This is a genomic window from Natrononativus amylolyticus (assembly GCF_024362525.1).
Taxonomy (GTDB): domain Archaea; phylum Halobacteriota; class Halobacteria; order Halobacteriales; family Natrialbaceae; genus Natrononativus; species Natrononativus amylolyticus.
In genome coordinates, this window is sequence record NZ_CP101458.1 from 524,429 (window position 1) to 543,523 (window position 19,095).

The 19,095-nt window shown below is 66.9% G+C and carries 18 protein-coding genes and 1 pseudogene; 10 read left to right on the forward strand and 9 right to left on the reverse strand.

The features are described 5' to 3' along the window. The first annotated feature begins 28 nt into the window (after window positions 1-28). Entirely contained in the window at window positions 29-796 is a 768-nt protein-coding gene (locus NMQ11_RS02600) for a class I SAM-dependent methyltransferase (RefSeq protein ID WP_255169832.1), read from the forward strand. A gap of 59 nt (window positions 797-855) precedes the next feature. After that, window positions 856-1,521 carry an O-methyltransferase gene (locus tag NMQ11_RS02605; protein WP_255169833.1) on the forward strand — a complete coding sequence of 222 codons (666 nt, stop codon included), beginning with the start codon at window positions 856-858 and terminating at the stop codon, window positions 1,519-1,521. A 36-nt stretch (window positions 1,522-1,557) separates the two neighbouring features. Here NMQ11_RS02605 and NMQ11_RS02610 read toward each other — a convergent pair whose 3' ends face one another. Further along, the gene (locus NMQ11_RS02610) at window positions 1,558-2,004 is read right to left on the reverse strand and encodes a hypothetical protein (RefSeq protein WP_255169834.1); all 447 of its coding nucleotides are present in this window, start codon (window positions 2,002-2,004) and stop codon (window positions 1,558-1,560) included. Window positions 2,005-2,103: 99 nt separating this feature from the next. Beyond that, on the reverse strand, window positions 2,104-2,544 hold the full coding sequence (locus NMQ11_RS02615) for a DUF1467 domain-containing protein (RefSeq protein ID WP_255169835.1): 441 nt from the start codon (window positions 2,542-2,544) through the stop codon (window positions 2,104-2,106). Between the two features lie 246 nt (window positions 2,545-2,790). Between NMQ11_RS02615 and NMQ11_RS02620 the strand changes: the two genes are divergently transcribed. Continuing rightward, window positions 2,791-3,198 carry a hypothetical protein gene (locus NMQ11_RS02620; protein WP_255169836.1) on the forward strand — a complete coding sequence of 136 codons (408 nt, stop codon included), beginning with the start codon at window positions 2,791-2,793 and terminating at the stop codon, window positions 3,196-3,198. A gap of 11 nt (window positions 3,199-3,209) precedes the next feature. Here the strand turns inward: NMQ11_RS02620 and NMQ11_RS02625 are convergent, their stop codons facing one another. Together NMQ11_RS02625 and NMQ11_RS02630 are read right to left on the reverse strand one after the other, a co-directional pair. Further along, complete coding sequence (locus tag NMQ11_RS02625) at window positions 3,210-4,004, reverse strand: mechanosensitive ion channel family protein (RefSeq protein ID WP_255169837.1); 795 nt, start codon at window positions 4,002-4,004, stop codon at window positions 3,210-3,212. A gap of 585 nt (window positions 4,005-4,589) precedes the next feature. Next, entirely contained in the window at window positions 4,590-5,384 is a 795-nt protein-coding gene (locus tag NMQ11_RS02630; RefSeq protein ID WP_255169838.1) for a creatininase family protein, read from the reverse strand. 155 nt (window positions 5,385-5,539) lie between these two features. On the opposite strand from NMQ11_RS02630, the gene NMQ11_RS02635 reads away from it, so the two are divergent. The 3 genes from NMQ11_RS02635 (at window position 5,540) to NMQ11_RS02645 (ending at window position 7,009) form a co-directional block, all read left to right on the forward strand. Beyond that, on the forward strand, window positions 5,540-5,968 hold the full coding sequence (locus NMQ11_RS02635) for a CopG family ribbon-helix-helix protein (RefSeq protein ID WP_255169839.1): 429 nt from the start codon (window positions 5,540-5,542) through the stop codon (window positions 5,966-5,968). Between the two features lie 155 nt (window positions 5,969-6,123). Then, window positions 6,124-6,501 carry a cupin domain-containing protein gene (locus tag NMQ11_RS02640; protein ID WP_255169840.1) on the forward strand — a complete coding sequence of 126 codons (378 nt, stop codon included), beginning with the start codon at window positions 6,124-6,126 and terminating at the stop codon, window positions 6,499-6,501. A gap of 52 nt (window positions 6,502-6,553) precedes the next feature. After that, a complete protein-coding gene (locus NMQ11_RS02645) occupies window positions 6,554-7,009 on the forward strand; it encodes a hypothetical protein (RefSeq protein WP_255169841.1) in 456 nt (151 codons plus the stop codon). Between the two features lies 1 nt (window position 7,010). On the opposite strand, the gene NMQ11_RS02650 is transcribed toward NMQ11_RS02645, so the two are convergent. Further along, a complete protein-coding gene (locus NMQ11_RS02650; protein WP_255169842.1) occupies window positions 7,011-7,481 on the reverse strand; it encodes a VOC family protein in 471 nt (156 codons plus the stop codon). Between the two features lie 94 nt (window positions 7,482-7,575). On the opposite strand from NMQ11_RS02650, the gene paaI reads away from it, so the two are divergent. Continuing rightward, window positions 7,576-7,977 (forward strand): hydroxyphenylacetyl-CoA thioesterase PaaI, encoded by a 402-nt coding sequence (gene paaI / locus NMQ11_RS02655; RefSeq protein WP_255169843.1) that lies wholly within the window; start codon window positions 7,576-7,578, stop codon window positions 7,975-7,977. Window positions 7,978-8,077: 100 nt separating this feature from the next. On the opposite strand, the gene NMQ11_RS02660 is transcribed toward paaI, so the two are convergent. From NMQ11_RS02660 to dinB, 4 genes and pseudogenes are all read right to left on the reverse strand, one after another. After that, window positions 8,078-9,406, reverse strand: coding sequence for a TIGR00341 family protein (locus tag NMQ11_RS02660; RefSeq protein ID WP_345781462.1), 1,329 nt, complete (start codon window positions 9,404-9,406; stop codon window positions 8,078-8,080). Between the two features lie 70 nt (window positions 9,407-9,476). Further along, window positions 9,477-9,647 (reverse strand): annotated as a pseudogene (locus NMQ11_RS20110) (NUDIX hydrolase); the annotation flags it as partial. A gap of 236 nt (window positions 9,648-9,883) precedes the next feature. Beyond that, on the reverse strand, window positions 9,884-11,170 hold the full coding sequence (gene paaK / locus NMQ11_RS02665; protein ID WP_255169845.1) for a phenylacetate--CoA ligase PaaK: 1,287 nt from the start codon (window positions 11,168-11,170) through the stop codon (window positions 9,884-9,886). Between the two features lie 79 nt (window positions 11,171-11,249). After that, window positions 11,250-12,521 (reverse strand): DNA polymerase IV, encoded by a 1,272-nt coding sequence (dinB, locus tag NMQ11_RS02670; protein ID WP_255169846.1) that lies wholly within the window; start codon window positions 12,519-12,521, stop codon window positions 11,250-11,252. A 119-nt stretch (window positions 12,522-12,640) separates the two neighbouring features. Here dinB and NMQ11_RS02675 point away from each other — a divergent pair, with 119 nt between their 5' ends. The 3 genes from NMQ11_RS02675 (at window position 12,641) to NMQ11_RS02685 (ending at window position 19,004) form a co-directional block, all read left to right on the forward strand. Continuing rightward, window positions 12,641-13,912: a DUF8130 domain-containing protein gene (locus NMQ11_RS02675; RefSeq protein ID WP_255169847.1), complete on the forward strand. Its 1,272-nt coding sequence runs from the start codon at window positions 12,641-12,643 to the stop codon at window positions 13,910-13,912. A gap of 57 nt (window positions 13,913-13,969) precedes the next feature. Further along, window positions 13,970-15,631 carry a gamma-glutamyltransferase family protein gene (locus tag NMQ11_RS02680; protein ID WP_255169848.1) on the forward strand — a complete coding sequence of 554 codons (1,662 nt, stop codon included), beginning with the start codon at window positions 13,970-13,972 and terminating at the stop codon, window positions 15,629-15,631. Between the two features lie 241 nt (window positions 15,632-15,872). After that, window positions 15,873-19,004 (forward strand): PAS domain S-box protein, encoded by a 3,132-nt coding sequence (locus NMQ11_RS02685; protein WP_255169849.1) that lies wholly within the window; start codon window positions 15,873-15,875, stop codon window positions 19,002-19,004. The last annotated feature ends 91 nt before the right edge of the window (window positions 19,005-19,095 follow it).

Sequence of the window (19,095 nt, forward strand, 5' to 3'; positions counted from 1 at the left end):
TACAGCGCGGTCGGCGAACCCGCCCTCGATGACCGACGACGCCGACCGGAAGCGCGCGAGCGCCGACTCCTTCGGCGCGGCGACCGACGCCTACCGCCGGAGCGACGTCCATCGTAGGGGCGAGGACCTCGAGCGGCTGGCTCGCTGGTGTCGGGGCGCGGACGTCGCACTCGACGTCGCGACCGGCGCGGGCCACACCGCGGGCGCGATCGCCGCCGCGGGAGTGCCGACGGTCGTGGCGACCGACGCCTCGCCGGAGATGGTCGCAACGGCGGTGGACTCGTTCGAGGGCGTTCGCGGCGCGGTCGCCGACGCCGAGCGGCTCCCGTTCTCGGGGGGCGCCTTCGACGCCGTGGTGTGTCGAATCGCGGCCCACCACTTCCCGAACCCCGAACGCTTCGTCGCCGAGACCGCACGCGTGCTTCGATCGGGTGGAACGTTCGCACTCGAGGACAACGTCGCGCCCGCGGAGCCGGAGCTGGCGGCGTTCGTCAACCGCGTCGAGCGACTGCGCGATCCGACCCACGTCGAGGCCCACCCGACGAGCCGGTGGCGCGAGTGGCTCGAGCGCCACGGCTTCGCCGTCGAGGCGGTCGACCACCTCCACAAACCGCTCGCGTTCGACGACTGGGCGGCCGCGCAGTCGCTCGCGGGCGAGCGGCGACGGCGGGTCGAGCGGCTGTTGCTCGAGGCGCCTCCCGAGGCGACGGAGACGTTCCGAATTCGCGTCGAGGACGGCGCCGTCCGCTCGTTCGCCCCCAGGAAGGCCCTGATCCGGGCGACGCGGCGCGAGTGAGGGCCGGCTCCGGCGACCGCGACCCGGACTACTATGTCTCGAGGCGCGTACTGTCGACCATGTCGGTACTGACGGACGAGATCGGTCGATTCGTACGCGCGGCCGGGCCGGAGCCCGACGAGACGCTGCGCGAGATGGACGCCTACGCCGAGGAGCAGGGGTTCCCCCACGTCGGCCCGGAGGTCGGCGGCTTCCTCCGCCTGCTCGCGCGGATGACCGACGCCGAGCGGATCTTCGAGTTCGGCTCGGGCTACGGCTACTCCGCCTACTGGTTCGCCGGTGCCCTCCCGGTCGACGGCGAGATCGTCCTCACGGAGGTCGACGAGGACGAACTCGAGATGGCCCGGGGGTACATGGCCGAGGGCGGCTACGACGATATCGCACGGTACGAACTCGGGGACGCGATGGAGACGGTAGGGCGCTACGACGGCCCGTTCGACGTCGTCCTGATCGACCACCAGAAACACCGCTACCGGGACGCACTCGAGGTCGTCAAACCGAAGATACCCGTCGGCGGGGCCATCGTCGCGGATAACGCGATACGGGCAGGTATCATTCAGTTCGAGAAGTTACTCGAGATCGCCGAAGGTGGAGAGCCTGAAGATGTAAACGAGCACACGCGGGGAGTTGCGGACTACCTCGAGGCCGTTCGCGCAGACTCCGACTTCGAGACGGTGGTGCTACCGCTCGGGGAGGGAATCGCGGTGAGCTACCGGATCGGCTGAGAGAACCGCGACGGCCGAAATCGCTGCGGGGACCGTTCAGAGTTCGAGATCTTGCTCGAGGACCTGCTCTTCGGGCGCCTCGGCGGTCGAACTGGCGGCGTACTCGCGAACGCCGAGAAAGGTCGTCGCCGCACACGCACTCAGAAGGAACGTCCACGTCAGGCCCGTGAGGCCGGTGTGAACGGCGCCGCTGGCGACGGGAGCAGCAGACGAAACCGTCTCGAGCCCGACGACGTGGACGACCGCGATCACGAGAAACGGAATCCAGAGTCCCAGCGAGAGTACCGCTAGTCGCTTCCGCGAAACGTTCTGTGCGTACTGGGCCAGACCGTACACGCCCGCGACGGCAAACGTCGCAGCCGCAACGCTCTCGAAACCGGCACTGATGGACGTGTTCGCTACGCCCGCGACGGCAAAGAGCGCGAGCGAGGCTGCGAGCAGGAATCGATCTGACCGCGTGATGGTCGAAATCACGTCGTGCACTGCTGTTGATGGCACGTTCACACGAGTGCACAAATACTTGTTGGGAGATCAGCGTTCTATCGGGCGATTTCCGTGCCATTCGATCGCACGTACCGTTGGTCACTCTCGCAAAACGCGTTCCTCCGGTGACGGTCCGCCGGGGTGGATTCCGTAGCTGGCGAGTCCGTACAGCACCGTGATCGCGATCGCACAGAGAACCAGCGCGCCGGCGACTGCCTCGAGCGTCGTAGCGAGCATCGGTCCGGCGACGGCATCGCCGACCGCCGTTGCCGACTCGGTTGCGGGCGCCGTTACCAGCGCGTAGGGGATGAACGCCGCGACCGCGAGCAGCCACCATCGCTTCGTGGCCAATTGGAGGGAGTCGAGACTTCGCTCTCCGGCCTGGCTCGCGACCCCGGCGAGTCCCGCAGCCATCAGGAGGATCGCGGGTGCCGTTCGAAGGGAGAACGCAAATCCGTCATTAACTGCCACCCCGGCGGCGACGACCGCGACGAAAACGACGAGCGTCGGGGGTGATACTCGAGCGAGCGTTCGATTCATCGATGAAGCGGGATAGGCCGTAACCGTACAAAGCTCTCGCGACTTGCGCTCGGCCGTCGGAAAGGAATGCTTCGGTTGGCCGGTCCCGCCGAACAACAAAGGACGTATTACCGGCTACGACAAGACGAACTTGAGAAGGATGCGGAACGCGACCGAGCGAGTTTCGACCTGGTGCCGACCGACCGTCCGCCGGACGAGCGGAGCTACGACCAGCACACCCCGTTACGGACGGCGCCGGGAGGCACCATGCTAGCGACCCTCTGGAAGCGCTACGTCGCGAAGCGTCCTGACCGGTACCAGGCGTACGTCGCCTTTCCGTCGGGTCGAGAGGGACCATCCGCCGGCAGCGTTCACGACCGTATCGACGAACTGGAGCGCGTCTTCGAGGGCAAACTCGACGTGTACGCGCGCGTCTCGAGTCTGGCGGTCGTCACCGACCGCGTTCCGTCGGAGCAGTTCGACGTGGCGGCGTTCGAAAGCGCACTCGACCGAATCGAAGGCTGTTACGCCGACACCCACTCGCTCGCACGTCTCGAAAAGTGGCGCACGACCGACGGTCGCCTCGTCAAATCCTACGTCGTCGTCCCGGTAAAGCCGCTCTTTCCACGCGACGAAACGGACCGACCGGACCGGGTCCGGCCGGCCGCCGACTGAGCGAGGGTCGATCAGTCGTCGTCGTCGCCTGGACCCGGCTCGGACCCCGGCTCGCGTCCGCCGCGCCGGTCGCCGCCTCTGCTCTCGGGCCGTCCTTCCTCCTCGCTCGGCGTGACCGCCGCCGTTCGCCCCATCCAGCGGTCGATGTTGTCAGCGACGTAGTCCTTGCCGCCCCAGCCGAAGGCGACGCCGGCGCCGATGGCCACGGCGGCGGCCAGTCCCCACGCGAGCGCTTGCGCGAAGACGTACAGAATGCCGACGTCGATTCCCATCGTATCCAGACCGATGACGAGCGCGGTGAAGTAGAGGAACACCCTGGCGCCGTTTGCGAACCACTGCGTGTACGCCGTCTGCGTCGCCGCTCGCGTCCGTTCGATGATGTCACCGATGAAGTCGGCGACGACGAACCCGAGCACGATGACGAGCAGGCCCGCGATGAACGCCGGCAGGTAGGAAACTGCCGTCGAGATCCACTCAGAGAGCATCGGGATCGCCAGCGCGTTCGCCGCCGCGAGAATGGCGAGCGCGTAGACGAACCACTTCGCGAGTTTACCGAACGCGCTCGAGACGGCGCGTTCTGTCCCGCCGAGAATCCGCCCCAGCGGCGTCTCGAGAACCATCCGGTCGAGTTCGACGCCGTCGGCGATCCGCCGAACGGCGCGGCCGGCGAGCCGGCCGATGATCCACCCGATGAGGAGGATGACCAGCGCGCCGACCAACCGCGGGAGGAACACGATCAGCTCCGCGACGGGGTCTTGCAACCACTCTGGAACCTGTACTTGCTGAAGAGGATACTGTCGTATCATACGACTCACTCGTGGGCGGTCGCCGGCCTTCGTAATGCTGTGGCTATCAAAGTATAAGAAATTTAATTATTATCGGTCCGGGATCGGCCCGTCGTTGAACTCTCTATTACGGAGAATTGCAGGATCGTCAAACCCTATCCGATCGGTCTGTGTGTTCGCTGACAGACTGTCTCGAGCGGTGATCCGGTTCGGCCGAGAGCACGGTTCCGGTGGGCGATAAAAGATCCTCGTCCTAGAAGTGTCAGGTCGGTATCGTACGTGTTGACGGCTCGAACTCTCGACTTCCCCGGACGGTCGGTTCACCCCTCCGTCAACCGGACCGTTCGTCGCAGCGACTCGTTTCGTCGGCACCGCGGCGTGACCGTCCCCGAAACAGGCGCGAGACGGCCGAACGAGCGGTCGTCGCGGGAGGACACGTCGGCTTCGCCGACGAATCGCTGGCGCCGGATCACACCTTCTGTTCCCGCCTGTCGGACGCACCCAACGAGTGCGTCCCGGCCCGAATTCGTGCCTGCAGGTAATGAGCGATTGCTCGAACGGGCACCGCCGTTCCAGTCGTTCGGTCTCGCCGGGGCGTTCGTCGGCCTACCGGCCGCTTCCCGGCTGCGGATCGACGTGTGGGGTCGGCATCAGCGCCTCGAAGGGCTGGTCGTCGAGCCACTCGAGCAGCGCCACCAGCTGGTCGGTCGCGGCCTCGAACAGCCGCTCGCCGATCTCGGGGGTCGCGTCGGTCTGGTCGCCGAGGACGCCGTTGTCCGTGTTCTCGATCGCGTCGTAGCGCACCCGCGCGCCGTGGACGGTCATCACGTCCGCGTGGAACTCCGTCAGTCCCCCGTCGCGGGCGTCCTCGAGACGGTCCTCCCGAACCAGTTCGCGGGCGATGTGCATGATCATCGACGTCTCCTTCGGGCCGCCGTGGGGGCCGGGCGTCTCGAAGCTCTCGGCGATCAGTTCGGGGATCGACTCGTCCCACATCCACTCGCAGGCGAAGGCCGTTTCGTCGTCACACAGCCGTCGACCGACCTCGCGGAGGTGGACGATGTTGCCGCCGTGGGCGTTGACGTAGACGATCCGGTCGATGCCGTGGTAGGTGAGGTTCCGCGAGAAGTTCTCGACGTAGTCGCGAAACACCGGCGGATCGACCCACATGGTGCCGTGGAACTGTCGGTGGTGGGGGCTCACGCCGATCGTCACCGGCGGCGTACAGAGGTAGCCGGTTCGCTCGGCGGCCTCGCGGGCCAGCGCGGTCGCGATCAGGTAGTCGGTTCCCTCGGGGAGGTGTGGGCCGTGCTGTTCGGTCGATCCCAAGGGGACGACGGCCACCGACTCCTCGGCCACGTACGCCGAGAGGTCGGGCCACGTCTGGTGGGGAAGGTACATGAGTACTCTCTCCGCGTGTGGGTGCAAAGACGCTGCGGATCTCGGTCACGCCGAGACCGCTGCAATCGCCAGCTGGCGCTCGCTCGCGGCGGTCTCGACCATCGGGAGGGCGGCTGATGATAAGCCTTAATAGTCGAACCGGCCCGAGTTATTATATGGCCGTCGTAAGCGTCTCCATGCCGGACGAACTCCTCGAGCGACTCGACCAGTTCGCAGACGACCACGGGTACACGGGTCGCAGCGAGGTCGTCCGGGAGGCCTCGAGGAACCTGCTCGGCGAGTTCGAGGACACCCGCCTCGAGGACCGCGAGCTGATGGGAATCGTCACCGTGTTGTTCGACTACGAGACGACCAGCGTCGAAGAGCGCATGATCCGCCTGCGCCACGAACACGAAGGGCTGGTTGCCTCGAACTTCCACAGCCACGTCGGTGACCACTACTGCATGGAGCTGTTCGTCCTCGAGGGTGCCCTCGAGGATATTTCGACGTTCGTCGGCAAGGTGCGGGCGACCCAGGACGTGCTGACCGTCGACTACTCGGTGACGCCGGTCGATAGCTTCGACCCGCTCAGCCAGCACGAGTAACCGCGGTCAGCGGTCGGTACGGTCTGCTGTACCGAACTCCCGGCACACTTGCGAACCCCCCTGCGCGTGCGCCGGAACCGACGTACGGCAGTCCGGAACCGGGCGGCGAGCGCGTACCTTTACTATTTTGCAGTCGAAAGCCTACGTGTGAGACGATGCCATACAGGAAGGTAAACTACGAGGAGGTCGACCAGGTCTCGAGTGCGATGCACTTTCTCTCGGACCCGCTCGAGACCGAGCAGGTCGGCGTGACGATCGCCCGCTGTGATCCGGCGTGGAACAGCCAGCCCCACGACCACGCGGACAACGACCACGAGGAGATCTACGTGCTGATCGAGGGGGCGGCGACGGTCGTCATCGACGACGAGCCGGTCGCGATGGAAGCCGGAGACGCGGTGTGGATCTCGCCGGAGTCGACCCGCCAGATCAGAAACGGCGACGAGGAGAGCGCGTTCGTCCTCGTCAGCGCCCCCAGTATCGCCGACTCGAGCGGCGACAACGGCGAGTGGCTGCTCAACGGCTTCGCCGGCTAGCGCCCTCGAAAACGCGGGCAACTCCCTCTCCGAACGCGACCGCCGACTCACGATGTACTCGAAACACCACGCCGCCGTCTCGCTCGTCGTCGGACTCGCCCTCGTCGCCGTACTGGCGCCGGTGACCGTCGGCGGGGTGGGCGTTCCGTCAGCGGCGCTCGTCCTCTATGCTGTCGCCGTCGGCGTGTTCATCGATCTCGATCACTTCGTCATCGCGCGGGCGACGACCGGCGACTGGCGGGCGCTGCGGTTCTGTCTGCGCCGTCCCGTCGCCGCCTTCACCGACCAGGATCTGATCTTCGACAGCGGCGACGTCGGCGCTCTCTCGCGGCTGTTGAGTCACCTGCTGCTCTCCGGGCTGTTCGTCGTCGCCCTCGCCGTCGCGAGCGTCCCGCTCGCGGTGCTCACCGGCGTCGTCCTCTACGTCCACGTCGTCACCGACGTCTGGTGGGACCTGGACCGCTACCACCGCGGGGACGCGGTCGCCGTCGGCAGCCGGCGGGACTGACTCAGAGCGGGTCCCCGCGGACGAACAGCCCGTCGGCGTCCGTCTCCCGGCGCCGGGCGTAGCTGTCGTGGTACTCCATCAACTGGAGCAGCGTCCCCGTCGGGTTCCCCTCGCCGGGTGCGACGAACGCCTCGATCCAGTCGTCGTGCTCGTGGTACTCGACGACGCGAAACCCCGCCGACTCGAGCCGGTCGACTAGCGGATCGATCGCGGCGACCTCGAGGGTGACGTGGTGGGGGCCGGGACCGTAGCGCTCGAGGAACCCCGTGAGAAAGGAGTCGGTGCCGGGAACGGGCTCGAGCAGTTCGAACCGGGAGGCGTCCCCGAGCCGGTAGGTGGCCCAGGTGAACGTCTCGTCGGTGGTCTCCTCGTGGACTTTCTCCGCGCCGAGTGCGAGCAACAGCCCCTCGGCGTCGTCGATCGACTCGACGGCGATTCCGACGTGGTCGATACGGGTGTCGGGTGCGTCCATAGCGGCCGTGAGGGACGCCAGCCGCGTAATTCCTCGGGTACTCAGCCCCGCCGCGACGACCAAGCTATTTGCCCCCGCGGAGACATCCCCGAGTATGACGTCCACCGAAGGCGACCCGGACGAGACGCGGCTGGCCGGCCCCTACTGCGAGACGCTCGGCATCGACCTGCTCGCGGTCGGCGACGGCACCGCCCGGACGGCACTCGAGATCACCGCGGACCTGTGTAACTTCCACGGCACGCCCCACGGCGGCGCGATCTACTCGCTGGCGGACGCCGCGTTCGCCGCCGCCTCGAACTCCCACGGGGAGGCGGCCTTCGCCCTCGAGACCAACATTTCCTACCTCGAGGCCGTCGACGTCGGCACGACGCTGACGGCGACCGCAGAGGAGACGCACGTGGGCGGGCGAACCGCGGAGTACGAGGTCGTCGTCGAAAGCGAGGGAGGCGATCGGATCGCGACGTTTCGTGGACGGGTGTACCGACCGGACGCGTAACGATGGAATGCCATCATCGCTCGATTTGAGTGGCTGGATCGGCGTGTCCCGCGCGGGTGGCCGGTGGCCCGACCGACTGTCTCGCCTCCGTCGTCGTGACCTATTCGGTTCGCTCGACCATGACGTACTCCACCTCGATGTCGACATCAGTCCCTGTCACGGCCTCGATCCGCTGCTTTAGGCGATCGACGACTCTCGGGGGATCGTCGTCGGGATCGATAGCGATCCTAACGACGACGCGATCGGTCTCCAGCGGCGGAACGATGCCGGACCGCGAGACAGTTATGTCACGCAGTTCGAGTTGTGCGTCAGCAAGTTCGAGTTCGTCGCCGACCTCCTGTCTGATCTCCTCTTCGACGTTCGTGGCGACGTAGGAGTCGTAGGTCACCCCGCCGAGGAACACTGATGTCAGGGTGATGGTAAGTGCGAGCGCAGCCACCTGTTTGACGAACGCGCCGCGCGCCTCTCCGATCTGGAACCACTGTTCCGGGCGATACCCCTCGAACCACAGCGCAACGAGCGACGAGAGGTTAATCGAGAGGACGTTCACTGTTACCAAGACGCCCGCGCCGATTGCGAGCCGAGGGATGCCGAAGGCGATACCGAGCCCGACGGCGGCTGCCGGCGGGATGAGCGCGACCGCGATCATGACACCCACCAGCGCAGTCGAGACGCCTGTAATGAGACTCAGCATACCAGCGACCCCGGCGCCGAGCGCGATAGCGAGCACGAGGAAGTTCGGCGACGCGCGCTCGTTGATCTCGCTCAACTCGAGGATGTCGAGTCCGGGCGGGACGAGAAACAGGTGCCTGACGAGCAGCGCGAACACCGCCGCGCTGCCGATCGCAACCACGATACCGAGTACTTGAAGCTTCATGCCCCGGTGGAACAGAGTCCGGTCGTTTAGCACGGTCCCGACGCTGGCAGCCATCGTCGGACCGATAAGCGGCGCGATGACCATCGATCCGACGACCGTGGCGGGTGAGTCAAGAAGCATCCCCGCCGTCGCGATGACTGCGCTGAGGAGCGTCAGGACGACGTATGTCGGCGTCGACGTGACCAGGTCGTTCGCCCGGGTCTGAATCTCCTCGCGGGCGATACGCTCCTCGCCGGTGATGCCTCTGTGTTCGACGTCGTCTTCCTCGTCGTCGGTTCCATCTGAGTACTCCTCTAAGAGCTCATCGAACTCCTCGGAGACCACTGCCTCGACGTCGAGGACGATGGTGTAGGTGCTGTCGTCGATGCCGATCGACCGAAGTTCATCTAACACCGACTCGACGGCCGATGTCGGGAGCGGGAACTGGACGATGTGGTCGTGCTCTTCGTGGGCTGTCTCTTCAACGACGCTGTACCCCACCCCCTTTTCCTCGAGCATCTCCAAGACTGCCTCTCGTTTCCCGTCTGGAATCAGGACCTGTACGAGTCGCACGTCTTTCAGTACAAAGAGGCAACCCAAGTAGATGTAGCCCATGCCGGGGGGTCTGACGGCTAAATCCCATCGATGTTGCTTCGATTGGATCATCATTACCAGACGCTTGTTCTACCTTCCCGCCCGGGAACGCCAGCATTCCGGCTGCATGCTCTTCATCCTCTGCCCGTTCTATGAGAAGGTATTCCCCATCTCGAACGATGACACCGTCAACGTTCACAACGTACGCGTACTCATCCATAGCTATTCTCCCCCTTATTCTGTATATAAACAATGTTCATAACGCCGAAAACGAGCGAGTTGGCGTGACCGATACGCACGTTGTATCAACTAGTTCTATAAACTCCTCGAAATCTGTCATGATTCTTTGACCCCGCGAGCAAGCCTATTGCGAATAGAAAGTTCGATTTTCTAAATATACGAGGAAAACGGTTCTCAATCGAAAAATAACCCGGAGTTAAACCGACTGGAACGCACTCAGCGGTGGTCGAACACGCGCGTTACCTTTCCGACCTCCGTGCGCTCGATTTCGCCGAAGGGGAGCACCTCGAGTTCGTCGACGGTGACGTCGAGGACGTCGTTGAGCCGGCGCTCGATCCGGTCGCGCAGTTCCTCGACGTCGCCGTCGAACTCCTCGTGGTGCTCGACGGTGATCTCCATCGTGTCGAGGCTGCCCTCGCGGTAGAGGTCGATCCGGTAGTGGGGAGCGACCTCCTCGATGTCGACCATCACCTCCTCGATGCTGCTGGCGTAGACGTTGACCCCGCGGACGATCAGCAGGTCGTCGACGCGGCCGCGGATGTTGTCCATCCGGACCATCGTTCGGCCACAGTCACACTCCTCGTAACGCAGGCTCGTCACGTCGCCGGTGCGGTACCTGAGGACCGGCAGGGCCTCCTTCGTGAGCGAGGTGAGCACGAGTTCGCCTCGCTCGCCCGCCTCGAGGGGCTCGCCGGTTTCGGGGTCGACGATCTCGGGGAGGAAGTGGTCCTCCCAGACGTGCAGGCCGTCCTGGGCCTCGGCGCACTCGACTGAGACGCCGGGGCCGATCAGTTCGGAGAGGCCGTAGATGTCGATCGCGGTGACGTCGAGCGCCGCCTCGATCTCCTCGCGCATCGGGTCGGTGAACGGCTCGGCGCCGATCACGACCGTCGAGAGCGGGAGGTCGCGGACGTCGACGCCCGCCGCTTCGGCGCGTTCCGCGAGGTAGAGGCAGTACGAGGGGGTACAGCCCATCGCGTCGCTCTCCAGGTCCTCGAGCATCTCGATCTGGCGGGCGGTGTTGCCGCCGCCGGTCGGGATCACGGTCGCGCCGAGTTCCTCGACGCCGTCGTGGAAGCCGAGACCTCCGGTGAACAGCCCGTAGCCGTAGGCGTTCTGGAACGTCTGGCCGGGCTCGACGCCAGCGGCGTACAGCGAGCGGGCCATCACCTCCGACCAGACGCCGAGGTCGTTCTCGGTGTAGGCGACGATTTTGGGCTTCCCCGTCGTTCCGGAGGAGGCGTGAATCCGTCTCACCTCGTCGTCGGGAACGGCGAACAGCCCGTTCGGGTACTGGTCGCGGAAGTCCTCCTTGGTGGTGAACGGGAGCGTCGAGACGTCGTCGACGCTCTCGACGTCCGCCGGCGACACCCCCGCCTCGTCCATCGCCTCGCGGTAGAAGTCGACGTTCTCGTAGGCCCGCTCGACGGTCTCGCGGAGTCGGTCCCCCTGGAGCGATCGAAGCGACCCCCGATCCGCGGCCTCTGTGTCAGTGTACGTCATTCCCACGTGAGTCAGTGCCGCCGGTCATAAAAAATCATACGGGTATCGGTAGCCGACGCCCCGCCGGTGGGTGCGAGCCCTACGAAAAATCGCCCAGCGAGGACTGCCCACACGACTGATTGGCTCTCTCCGACGCTGACGGCTCCTCGCCCGTCTTCGACGACCCGCTCGAGGACTCCCCCACACCGCCCGCCGACTCCCAGCCCTCGAGGCTCGCCTGCTCGGCGGCGACGAACTCGAGGTTCGCCACCCGGACCCCGAGTTTTCTGACCGGGACGTCCTCGAACTCGGCGAACAGCTCCCGGGCGATCCGGGCGACGAGGTCGGGATCGTCGACGGGCCCCGGCAGCGAGCGCTCGCGGGTGTTGACGTCGAACGGCGGCGTCACCGCCTTCACGCCGACGGTCCGGTACAGGGCGCCCTCGCGGGTGGCCCGCTCGGCGACGGCGGCCGCCAGCGTCTCGATCCGGTCGTACTTCGGTTCCGGCTCCTCGACTGCCTCGGCGAACGCCGACTCCCGCGAGAAGCTCTTGGGCAGCCCCTTCGGCTCGACTCGGCGGTCGTCGTCGCCGCGGGCGCGGTCGTACAGTTCTCGTCCCCGCTCGCCGAAGCGCCCCTCCAGAGTGCGCGGGTCGGCCGCCGCGACGTCGGCGGCGGTCTCGAGGCCCATCGCCCGGAGCTCTCGAGCGGTGACGGGGCCGACGCCGTGGAGCAACTCGACAGAAAGCGGAGCTAAAAACTCCCGGACGGAGCCCGGTTCGACGACGGTGAGGCCGTCGGGCTTCTCGAAGTCGCTCGCGATCTTCGCGGCGCTCATCGTCGGCGCGACGCCGACGCTGACGGTGACGCCGACCTCCCGCTGGATGCGGTTTTTGACGTGGCGGGCGAAGCCGTCGGCGACCGCCCAGGCCGTGCGCTCGGTGACGTCGAGGTAGGCCTCGTCGATGCTCACCTCGCGGACGACGTCGGCGCAGTCGTGGAGGATCTCCCGGACCTCCGCGGCGACCGACTGGTAGTACTCCATGTCGACGGGGCGGTAGTGGCCGCTCTCCTCGAGTGCGATCTCGGGGTCGGTTTCGGCGTCGACCCGCCGGGGCAGGCGCTCGAGCGCCGCGGAGATCGCCTGGGCGCTCTCGACGCCGAACGTTCGGGCCTCGTAGCTCGCCGTGGCGACCGCGCCGGCGGTTTCGCCGGGTTCGTACCCCATCCCGACGACGACGGGTTCGCCCTCGAGTTCGGGCTCGCGCAGCCGCTCGCAGGAGGCGTAGAAGCAGTCGGCGTCGACGTGGAGGACGATGCGGTCTTCGCCCTCGCGGTCGTCGACGCCCGGAAGCCGTGGTCCGTCCTGCATCGTCGTGTTCTTACGCGAGAGTACGGCCGCGACGACGTGAACGTTGTGCCCTCGCGGTAGGTAAAATCCCCCTTTGAACTTGCTGAAGACACTTATCGGTACGCGGTCTCGATACGGGTATGAACAGACGAACGTTCGTCGCGGCGGCCGGGGTCGGCCTGACCGCGGCAACCGCCGACTGTCTGAGCAGCGCCGATCCGTCGGGCGGCTCCGGCCCGTCCGACGACGGCGACGACGCCGACGAGGAGCCGGCCGACCCCACCTACACCGTTTCCCTCGAGGGCGGGTCCCTCGAGGACGTCGGCGAGTTCGCCAGCCTCGCGGTCGAACTGGTCGATCCGTACGTCGAACCCGACTCGCCGGCTGCGCTCGAGGCGACGCTGTCGAACACGACCGGCGCGACGGTTGCCGTTTCCTCGGGGGCACCGTGGCCGTTCGGCGTCGTCTGGGCCGACCGGACCGACGACGACGGTCTGGATCGGGAACGGTCGATCACGCTCTGGACCGACGCCTACGAGGAGAGCGGTCACGTCGGCACCGACGGCAAGCGCGTCGAGGGCGTCAACGACATCGGCCTCCTCGAGGAACTCGAGGGTGGCGAGTCGATCACCGAGACGTTCGAGATTCACGAGGAGACGCCGAATCTCGAGGCCGGAACCTACGAGGCCTCGCTCACCTGCGGAATCGAACCCGCGGACGGAGGTGACCACGAGGGGCTCGAGGTCGACCTCGCACTTGCGGTCGAGGAGGGCGCGGGCGAACCGGCCGACGGAAACGGGGACGAAGACGAGGACGTCGTCCCCGAGGACCCGCGAGTCGACGAGCCGCCGTACGAGATCGAGGTGCCCGAACAGCCGGAACGGGGCGAGGAGGACGACTGGAACGATCACTACCTGGGTGAGCACATGCCCGCGGAGCCCTCCCTCGAGTTCGAGACGCTCTCGGGAGTTCGCCTCGCCGAACCCGCGATCTCGGTGCGCGAGGAGGCGGACGGCAGGTACGCGGTTCACCGCATCGAGAGCGCGGCCGACCGCGACGCCAGCCTCGACCTCGAGGGGGTCGACGAGGAGGTTCGGGACCGCCTCGAGGCCATCGACTTCGACCGGCACCTGCTCGTCGTCGTCGAGTCCGGCTTCGGCTCCGGCTCGGTTCACCACCGCTGGAAGCGAGTCGAGGCGGTCGACGACGGCGTCCACCTCCACGGCTACGACACGCGGCCGCACGTGGTGACGAGCGATTACCGGGCTCACCGGTCGGCGCTTCTCGTCGAACGGCCTGCTGACGATGACGACGACTCCCTCGCGCGCGTGAGTCTCACAATTAATGCAGAGACGCGAGTCCACGTCAACTCGACAGAGGGCGCGGTGACGGGCGACGCTGGGGGCGAGTAACACACCTTTCCTGCCGGGAGGGCCGCGTTTTAGGCGGTCCTCTTCGAAACGGCGCGTATGGACTACGACCTCGACCGGTTCACCTCGAGACGCTCGACCGTCCGCGCGAGTCGCGGGATGGTCGCGACCAGCCAGCCCCTCGCGGCGCAGGCGGGGCTGTCGATCCTGCAAGACGGCGGCAACGCCTTCGACGCCGCGGTCGCGACGGCCGCGGCGCTCAACGTCGTCGAACCCACCTCGACGGGACTCGGCGGCGACGTGTTCGCCCTCTACCGCACCGCCGACGGCGAGGTCGGCGCGATGCGCTCCTGTGGGGGTGCGCCCGCCGACGCGAGCATCGAGAACGTGAAAGACTCGATCCGCGAGAAAGAGGACCTGTCGGCGTGGTACCCCGAGGCCCGCGGCTACGCCGTCGACGAGGCGACGAGCCAGGACGCCCTCGAGATGCCGTTTCTGGGACCGCACGCCGTCACCGTTCCCGGGACGGCTCGCGGCTGGGAGGCGACCGTCGAGGAACTCGGTCGGAAGGAGTTGGCGGAGGTGCTCGAGCCGGCGATCCACTACGCGACCGAAGGCTACCCCGTCTCGGAGGTGATCTCGTACTACTGGCAGGGTGCGAAACGGCTGTTCACGGACGAGCACGCCCGCGAGGCGTACCTGTTCGACGGCGAGAGTCCGGCTCCCGGCGACGTGGCGACCCTTCCCAAACTCGGCGAGTCGATGCAAAAGATCGCCGAGGAGGGCGCGGACGTCGTCTACGAGGGGGAGATCGCAGAACAGATCGCCGGGGAGATCCAGGAGCAGGGCGGCTTCATGACCGTCGACGACCTCGCGGCGTTCGAGCCGGAGTTCCCCGAGCCGGTGAGCACGACGTACAACGGCGCGGAGATCTTCGAACTGCCGCCGAACAATCAGGGGCTGATCGCCCTCGAGGCGCTGAACATCGCCGAGGAGATCGGTGCGGGCGACCACGAGTACGACTCGCCCGAGCGGGTCCACGCCTTCGCGGAGGCGATGAAGCTCGCGTTCGTCGACGGCCACCACTACATCACCGATCCCGAGTACGAGGCGGTGCCGCCGCTGGCCTCGAAGGCCTACGCGAAAGAGCGCGCCGAGGCGATCGGCGACTCGCCGATTCAGGACCCCGAGGTCGGCGTTCCCACGAAGGCCGCCGAGGACGCCGACACCGTCCTCCTGACGGTCGGCGACGAGGAGGGGAATCTGGTGTCGTACATCAACTCCCGGTTCGCCGGCTTCGGCAGCGGCCTGGTGGCGGGCGACACCGGCATCGCCCTCCAGAACCGCGGGGCGTCGTTCTCGCTCGACCCCGACCATCCGAACAGCCTCGAGCCGGGCAAGCGCCCGTTCCACACCCTCGTCCCCGCCGTCGCGAAGTTCGACGAGGACGACTGGGCCGCCTTCGGCGTGATGGGCGGCTACATGCAGCCCCAGGGCCACGTCCAGCTGCTCTCGAACCTGGTGGACTACGGGATGGGCGAACAGGAGGCTCTCGACGCACCCCGCTGGCGCTACCGCGAGGAGGGCACGCTCGGCGTCGAGGAGCGCCTGCCGAACCAGACGGGACTCGTCAGGAAGGGCCACGACGTCCGCGTGCTGGTGCCGTCGCTGTTCGGCGGCGCACAGCTGGTTCGCCGGCAGGGTGAGACGCTGTCGGGTGCGACCGAGCCCCGGAAGGACGGCGACGTCGTCGGCTACTGACACCCGCAGCGAGCCCGATCCGACGACCGGTCGCTCGAGTGCGGTCGTCGCCGACGGCGGCTGCCGGCTTACCGCCGACAGTTCACCGACTCCCCGCCGACGGCACGACTTCGAAGGCAACCCCGCGAGACTCGTCGAGAAACGCGGCGTCAGGTCGTGTTCCGGCCGCCCGACGACGTTCCGCCCCTCTCGAGGTGAAACCGTGCGGCGGTTTTTTACCGGTCGCTCTCCGAACACCCCTATGAAACCGGCTCCCACCGATTCATCCCCGCTGCGGGTGCTGACGGCGGGCTCGACGTGGGTGCACGCAGCGACGACGGGTCTCGAGGGCGAGGACGTCACCGTCGAACGGCGGATCACGACGGACACGGCCTCGCTCGAGGGTGGGTCGATCCTCGAGCGCGTCGAGCGCCGCAACACGATCGACTGCGTCCTGACCGACGACCTCGAGGCGGTGTCGGCGCTGAGCGACCGCCACCTCGTGATTTTTGCCGCCGATCGAGGGGAAGAACACGTCCTCGAGGAGGCCCTCGAGAGGGGGGCACGGGAGGTCGTCACTCGCGCGGACTGCGAGCGCACACGGGTCCTTCGAAACCGCCTGGAGCGGGCCGTCCGCTGTTTCACGGCGCGTCGGGAGACCGCCGACAGGGAAACGTGGTACCGAACGCTGCTCGAGCACTCGTCGACCGTTATCCAGGTTCTCGACACGCACTGTCGACGGACGTACGTGAGCCCCGCCGTCGAGCGGATCGCCGGCTACGAGGTGTCCGAACTGATCGGGCAGCCGGCGACCGACGTCGTCCACGCCGAGGACCGGGAGACGTTTCGGTCCGCGTTCGAGCGCGTCCGAGAGGCGCCCGAAACGACGGAGAGCTGTGTGTTCCGGTCGCGTCACGCGGACGAACGCTGGCGAATTCACGAGGCCACGTTCACCAACCGGCTCTCCGATCCCACCGTCGACGGAATCGTCGTCTCGATCCGCGACGTGACGGCGTACGACCGCATCGAACGCGAACTGAACGAGGCGTTCGAGCGAGTCACCGACGCCTTCATTGCACTCGACAGCGACTGGCGCTTCTCGTACGTCAACGAGCGCGCAGCGGAGCTACTCGGCTACGAGGAGTCAGAACTGCTCGACCGGGAGTTCTTCGAGGTGTTCCCGGAGACGACGGACACCCCGTTCGTCGAGGCGGCGACCGCTGCGGTGGAGCGCCAGGAGCCGCGAACGATCGAGGATTACTACGACCAGCGCGACCTCTGGCTCGAGGCCCGAATCTACCCTTCGGCGTCGGGGCTCTCCGTCTACTTCAAGGACGTCTCAGAGCGCGTCGAGCGGACCGAACGCCTCGAGACGCTGGTCGGAAACGTGCCCACGATACTGTTCAGCCTCGACAGCGACGGCCAGTTCGTTCTCTCCGAAGGCCGGGGGCTCGAGCAGCTCGACCTCGAGACCGGCGAGGTGGTCGGCGAGTCCATCTTCGACGTCTTCGGCGACAACCCGAACGTCGTCGACGACGCGAGGCGGGCGCTCGCCGGCCAGGCGGTCCACTCGACGCGCCGGGTCGGTACCCGCGAGTTCGAGACCTGGTACCGACCCATCACTCGAGACGGCGACGTCGACCGGGTGATCGGCGTCTCCGTCGACGTTACCGATCGCGTCCAGTACGAACAGACGCTGAACGCGCTCCACGAGGCGACGCGCCACCTGCTGACGGTCGACTCGAAGCAGACGGCCTGCGAGTACATCGTCGACGTCTCCGCGGAGGTTCTCGACCTCACGGGGGTCGTAGTCTACCGGTTCAACGACCGGGAAAACGAGCTCCTCCCCGCAGCGTATTCGGCCGACGTCCCCGACCGCATCGGGATGCCGCCGCGGTTTCGTCCGAACGAGAGCATCGCCTGGAACGCCTTCGTCGAGGAGACGCCGGCGCTCTTCGACGACGTCAGGGAGTCCGAACACGTGTACAATCCCGACACCCGTATTCGAAGCGGACTGTACGTCCCGCTCGGCGAACACGGGGTGCTCGTCGCCGTCTCCGAGCGGCCCGACCTGTACGACGAGCGGATGTTCGAACTGGCACAGCTGTTCGGCGCGACCGCCGAAACCGCACTCGACAGGATCGGCCGGAGTCAGCGGCTTCACGAGCGGGAACGGGAGCTCAAACAGCAGAACGACCGCCTCGAGCGCGTCCACCGCGCCGATCGGCTCAGACAGGAGATCGAGGCGCTGTTGCTGCAGGCGGACTCCCGCAGCGAGATCGAACGCGGCGTCTGCGAGCGCCTCTGTGACCTCGAGGCGTGTGCGTTCGTCTGGATCGGCGAGCCCGATCCCGGCGGAAACCAGGTGCTCCCGCGGGCGTCCGCCGGCGCCGGCGGCGATTACCTCGACGCCGTGTCGGTGACGATCGTCGACGACGCGGCCGCCGAACCCGCCGGCCGGACGGCCCGGACGAGCCAGCCGACGGGCGAGCCGAACATCGCCAGCTCGATCCGGGAGGGGCAGTGGCGCGGTGACGCCCTCTCGAGGGACCTCCAGTCGACCTATGCGGTTCCGCTCGCCCACGACGGCTTTCTCTACGGTGTCCTCGCCGTCTACGCGAACCGGCGCCACGGCTTCGACGGCGAGTTCCAGTCGACGCTCACGGAGCTCGGGGAGACGATCGCGTACACGATCCAGGCCGTCCAGCGAAAGAACACGCTTCTGGGCGACGACCTCACCGAGATCGAACTGCAGGTCGACGACGACTCCGCGCTGTCGGCGCTGGCGACGCACCTCGAGACGGCGATCACCCTCGAGGGGATCATCCCGCGGGGCGACGACGCGGCGGTCGTCTTCGCGAGCGTCGACGACTCGCTCGAGGAGAGTGATCTCGCCGCGTTCGACGCCGCCGAGACGATCATCATCAGCGCAGGGGAGGGGCGAACGGTCGTCCAGCTCTCGCTGTCCCGTCCGTTTCTCGGGTCGATCGTCGACTCCCACGGCGGCGCCCTCCGGGAGTTCGTCGTCGATCCAAGCGGCGCTCGAGCGGTGATCGACGTCCCCCGCGTCGTCGAGATACGCGAACTGCTCGCTGCGATCACGCGACGAGGGTTGTCGGTGTCGCTCCTCGCGAAACGCGACCGTTCTCGGTCCACAGTGAGCGTCGGTGAGACTGCTCTCGGCCGGCAGACGGCGCTCCTCGACGACCTCACGGATCGCCAGCGCGAGGTCGTCCAGACCGCCTATCACGGCGGGTTCTTCGAGTGGCCGCGCCTGACGACGGGCGAAGAGCTCGCGTCGTCGCTCGGCATCTCACCGCCCGCGTTCCACAACCACATCCGCGCCGTCGAGCGGAAGCTCTTCGACTCCCTGTTCGACCGCGACCAGGGTTAACTGATTAACTCCCTCGTCGCCGACTCATTACACAGTTAACGGCCAGGCTCTTTAGCTCCCTTCGAGAAGACGGTCATGTCTTCCCGGCACG

Excerpts from the sequence above, each read along its gene's own strand:
- NMQ11_RS02600 (WP_255169832.1), top strand. The coding sequence starts at position 29 with ATGACCGACGACGCCGACCGGAAGCGCGCGAGCGCCGACTCCTTCGGC.
- NMQ11_RS02605 (WP_255169833.1), top strand. The coding sequence starts at position 856 with ATGTCGGTACTGACGGACGAGATCGGTCGATTCGTACGCGCGGCCGGG.
- NMQ11_RS02615 (WP_255169835.1), bottom strand. The coding sequence starts at position 2,544 with ATGAATCGAACGCTCGCTCGAGTATCACCCCCGACGCTCGTCGTTTTC.
- NMQ11_RS02620 (WP_255169836.1), top strand. The coding sequence starts at position 2,791 with ATGCTAGCGACCCTCTGGAAGCGCTACGTCGCGAAGCGTCCTGACCGG.
- NMQ11_RS02625 (WP_255169837.1), bottom strand. The coding sequence starts at position 4,004 with ATGATACGACAGTATCCTCTTCAGCAAGTACAGGTTCCAGAGTGGTTG.
- NMQ11_RS02630 (WP_255169838.1), bottom strand. The coding sequence starts at position 5,384 with ATGTACCTTCCCCACCAGACGTGGCCCGACCTCTCGGCGTACGTGGCC.
- NMQ11_RS02635 (WP_255169839.1), top strand. The coding sequence starts at position 5,540 with ATGGCCGTCGTAAGCGTCTCCATGCCGGACGAACTCCTCGAGCGACTC.
- NMQ11_RS02640 (WP_255169840.1), top strand. The coding sequence starts at position 6,124 with ATGCCATACAGGAAGGTAAACTACGAGGAGGTCGACCAGGTCTCGAGT.
- NMQ11_RS02645 (WP_255169841.1), top strand. The coding sequence starts at position 6,554 with ATGTACTCGAAACACCACGCCGCCGTCTCGCTCGTCGTCGGACTCGCC.
- NMQ11_RS02650 (WP_255169842.1), bottom strand. The coding sequence starts at position 7,481 with ATGGACGCACCCGACACCCGTATCGACCACGTCGGAATCGCCGTCGAG.
- paaI (WP_255169843.1), top strand. The coding sequence starts at position 7,576 with ATGACGTCCACCGAAGGCGACCCGGACGAGACGCGGCTGGCCGGCCCC.
- paaK (WP_255169845.1), bottom strand. The coding sequence starts at position 11,170 with ATGACGTACACTGACACAGAGGCCGCGGATCGGGGGTCGCTTCGATCG.
- dinB (WP_255169846.1), bottom strand. The coding sequence starts at position 12,521 with ATGCAGGACGGACCACGGCTTCCGGGCGTCGACGACCGCGAGGGCGAA.
- NMQ11_RS02675 (WP_255169847.1), top strand. The coding sequence starts at position 12,641 with ATGAACAGACGAACGTTCGTCGCGGCGGCCGGGGTCGGCCTGACCGCG.
- NMQ11_RS02680 (WP_255169848.1), top strand. The coding sequence starts at position 13,970 with ATGGACTACGACCTCGACCGGTTCACCTCGAGACGCTCGACCGTCCGC.
- NMQ11_RS02685 (WP_255169849.1), top strand. The coding sequence starts at position 15,873 with ATGAAACCGGCTCCCACCGATTCATCCCCGCTGCGGGTGCTGACGGCG.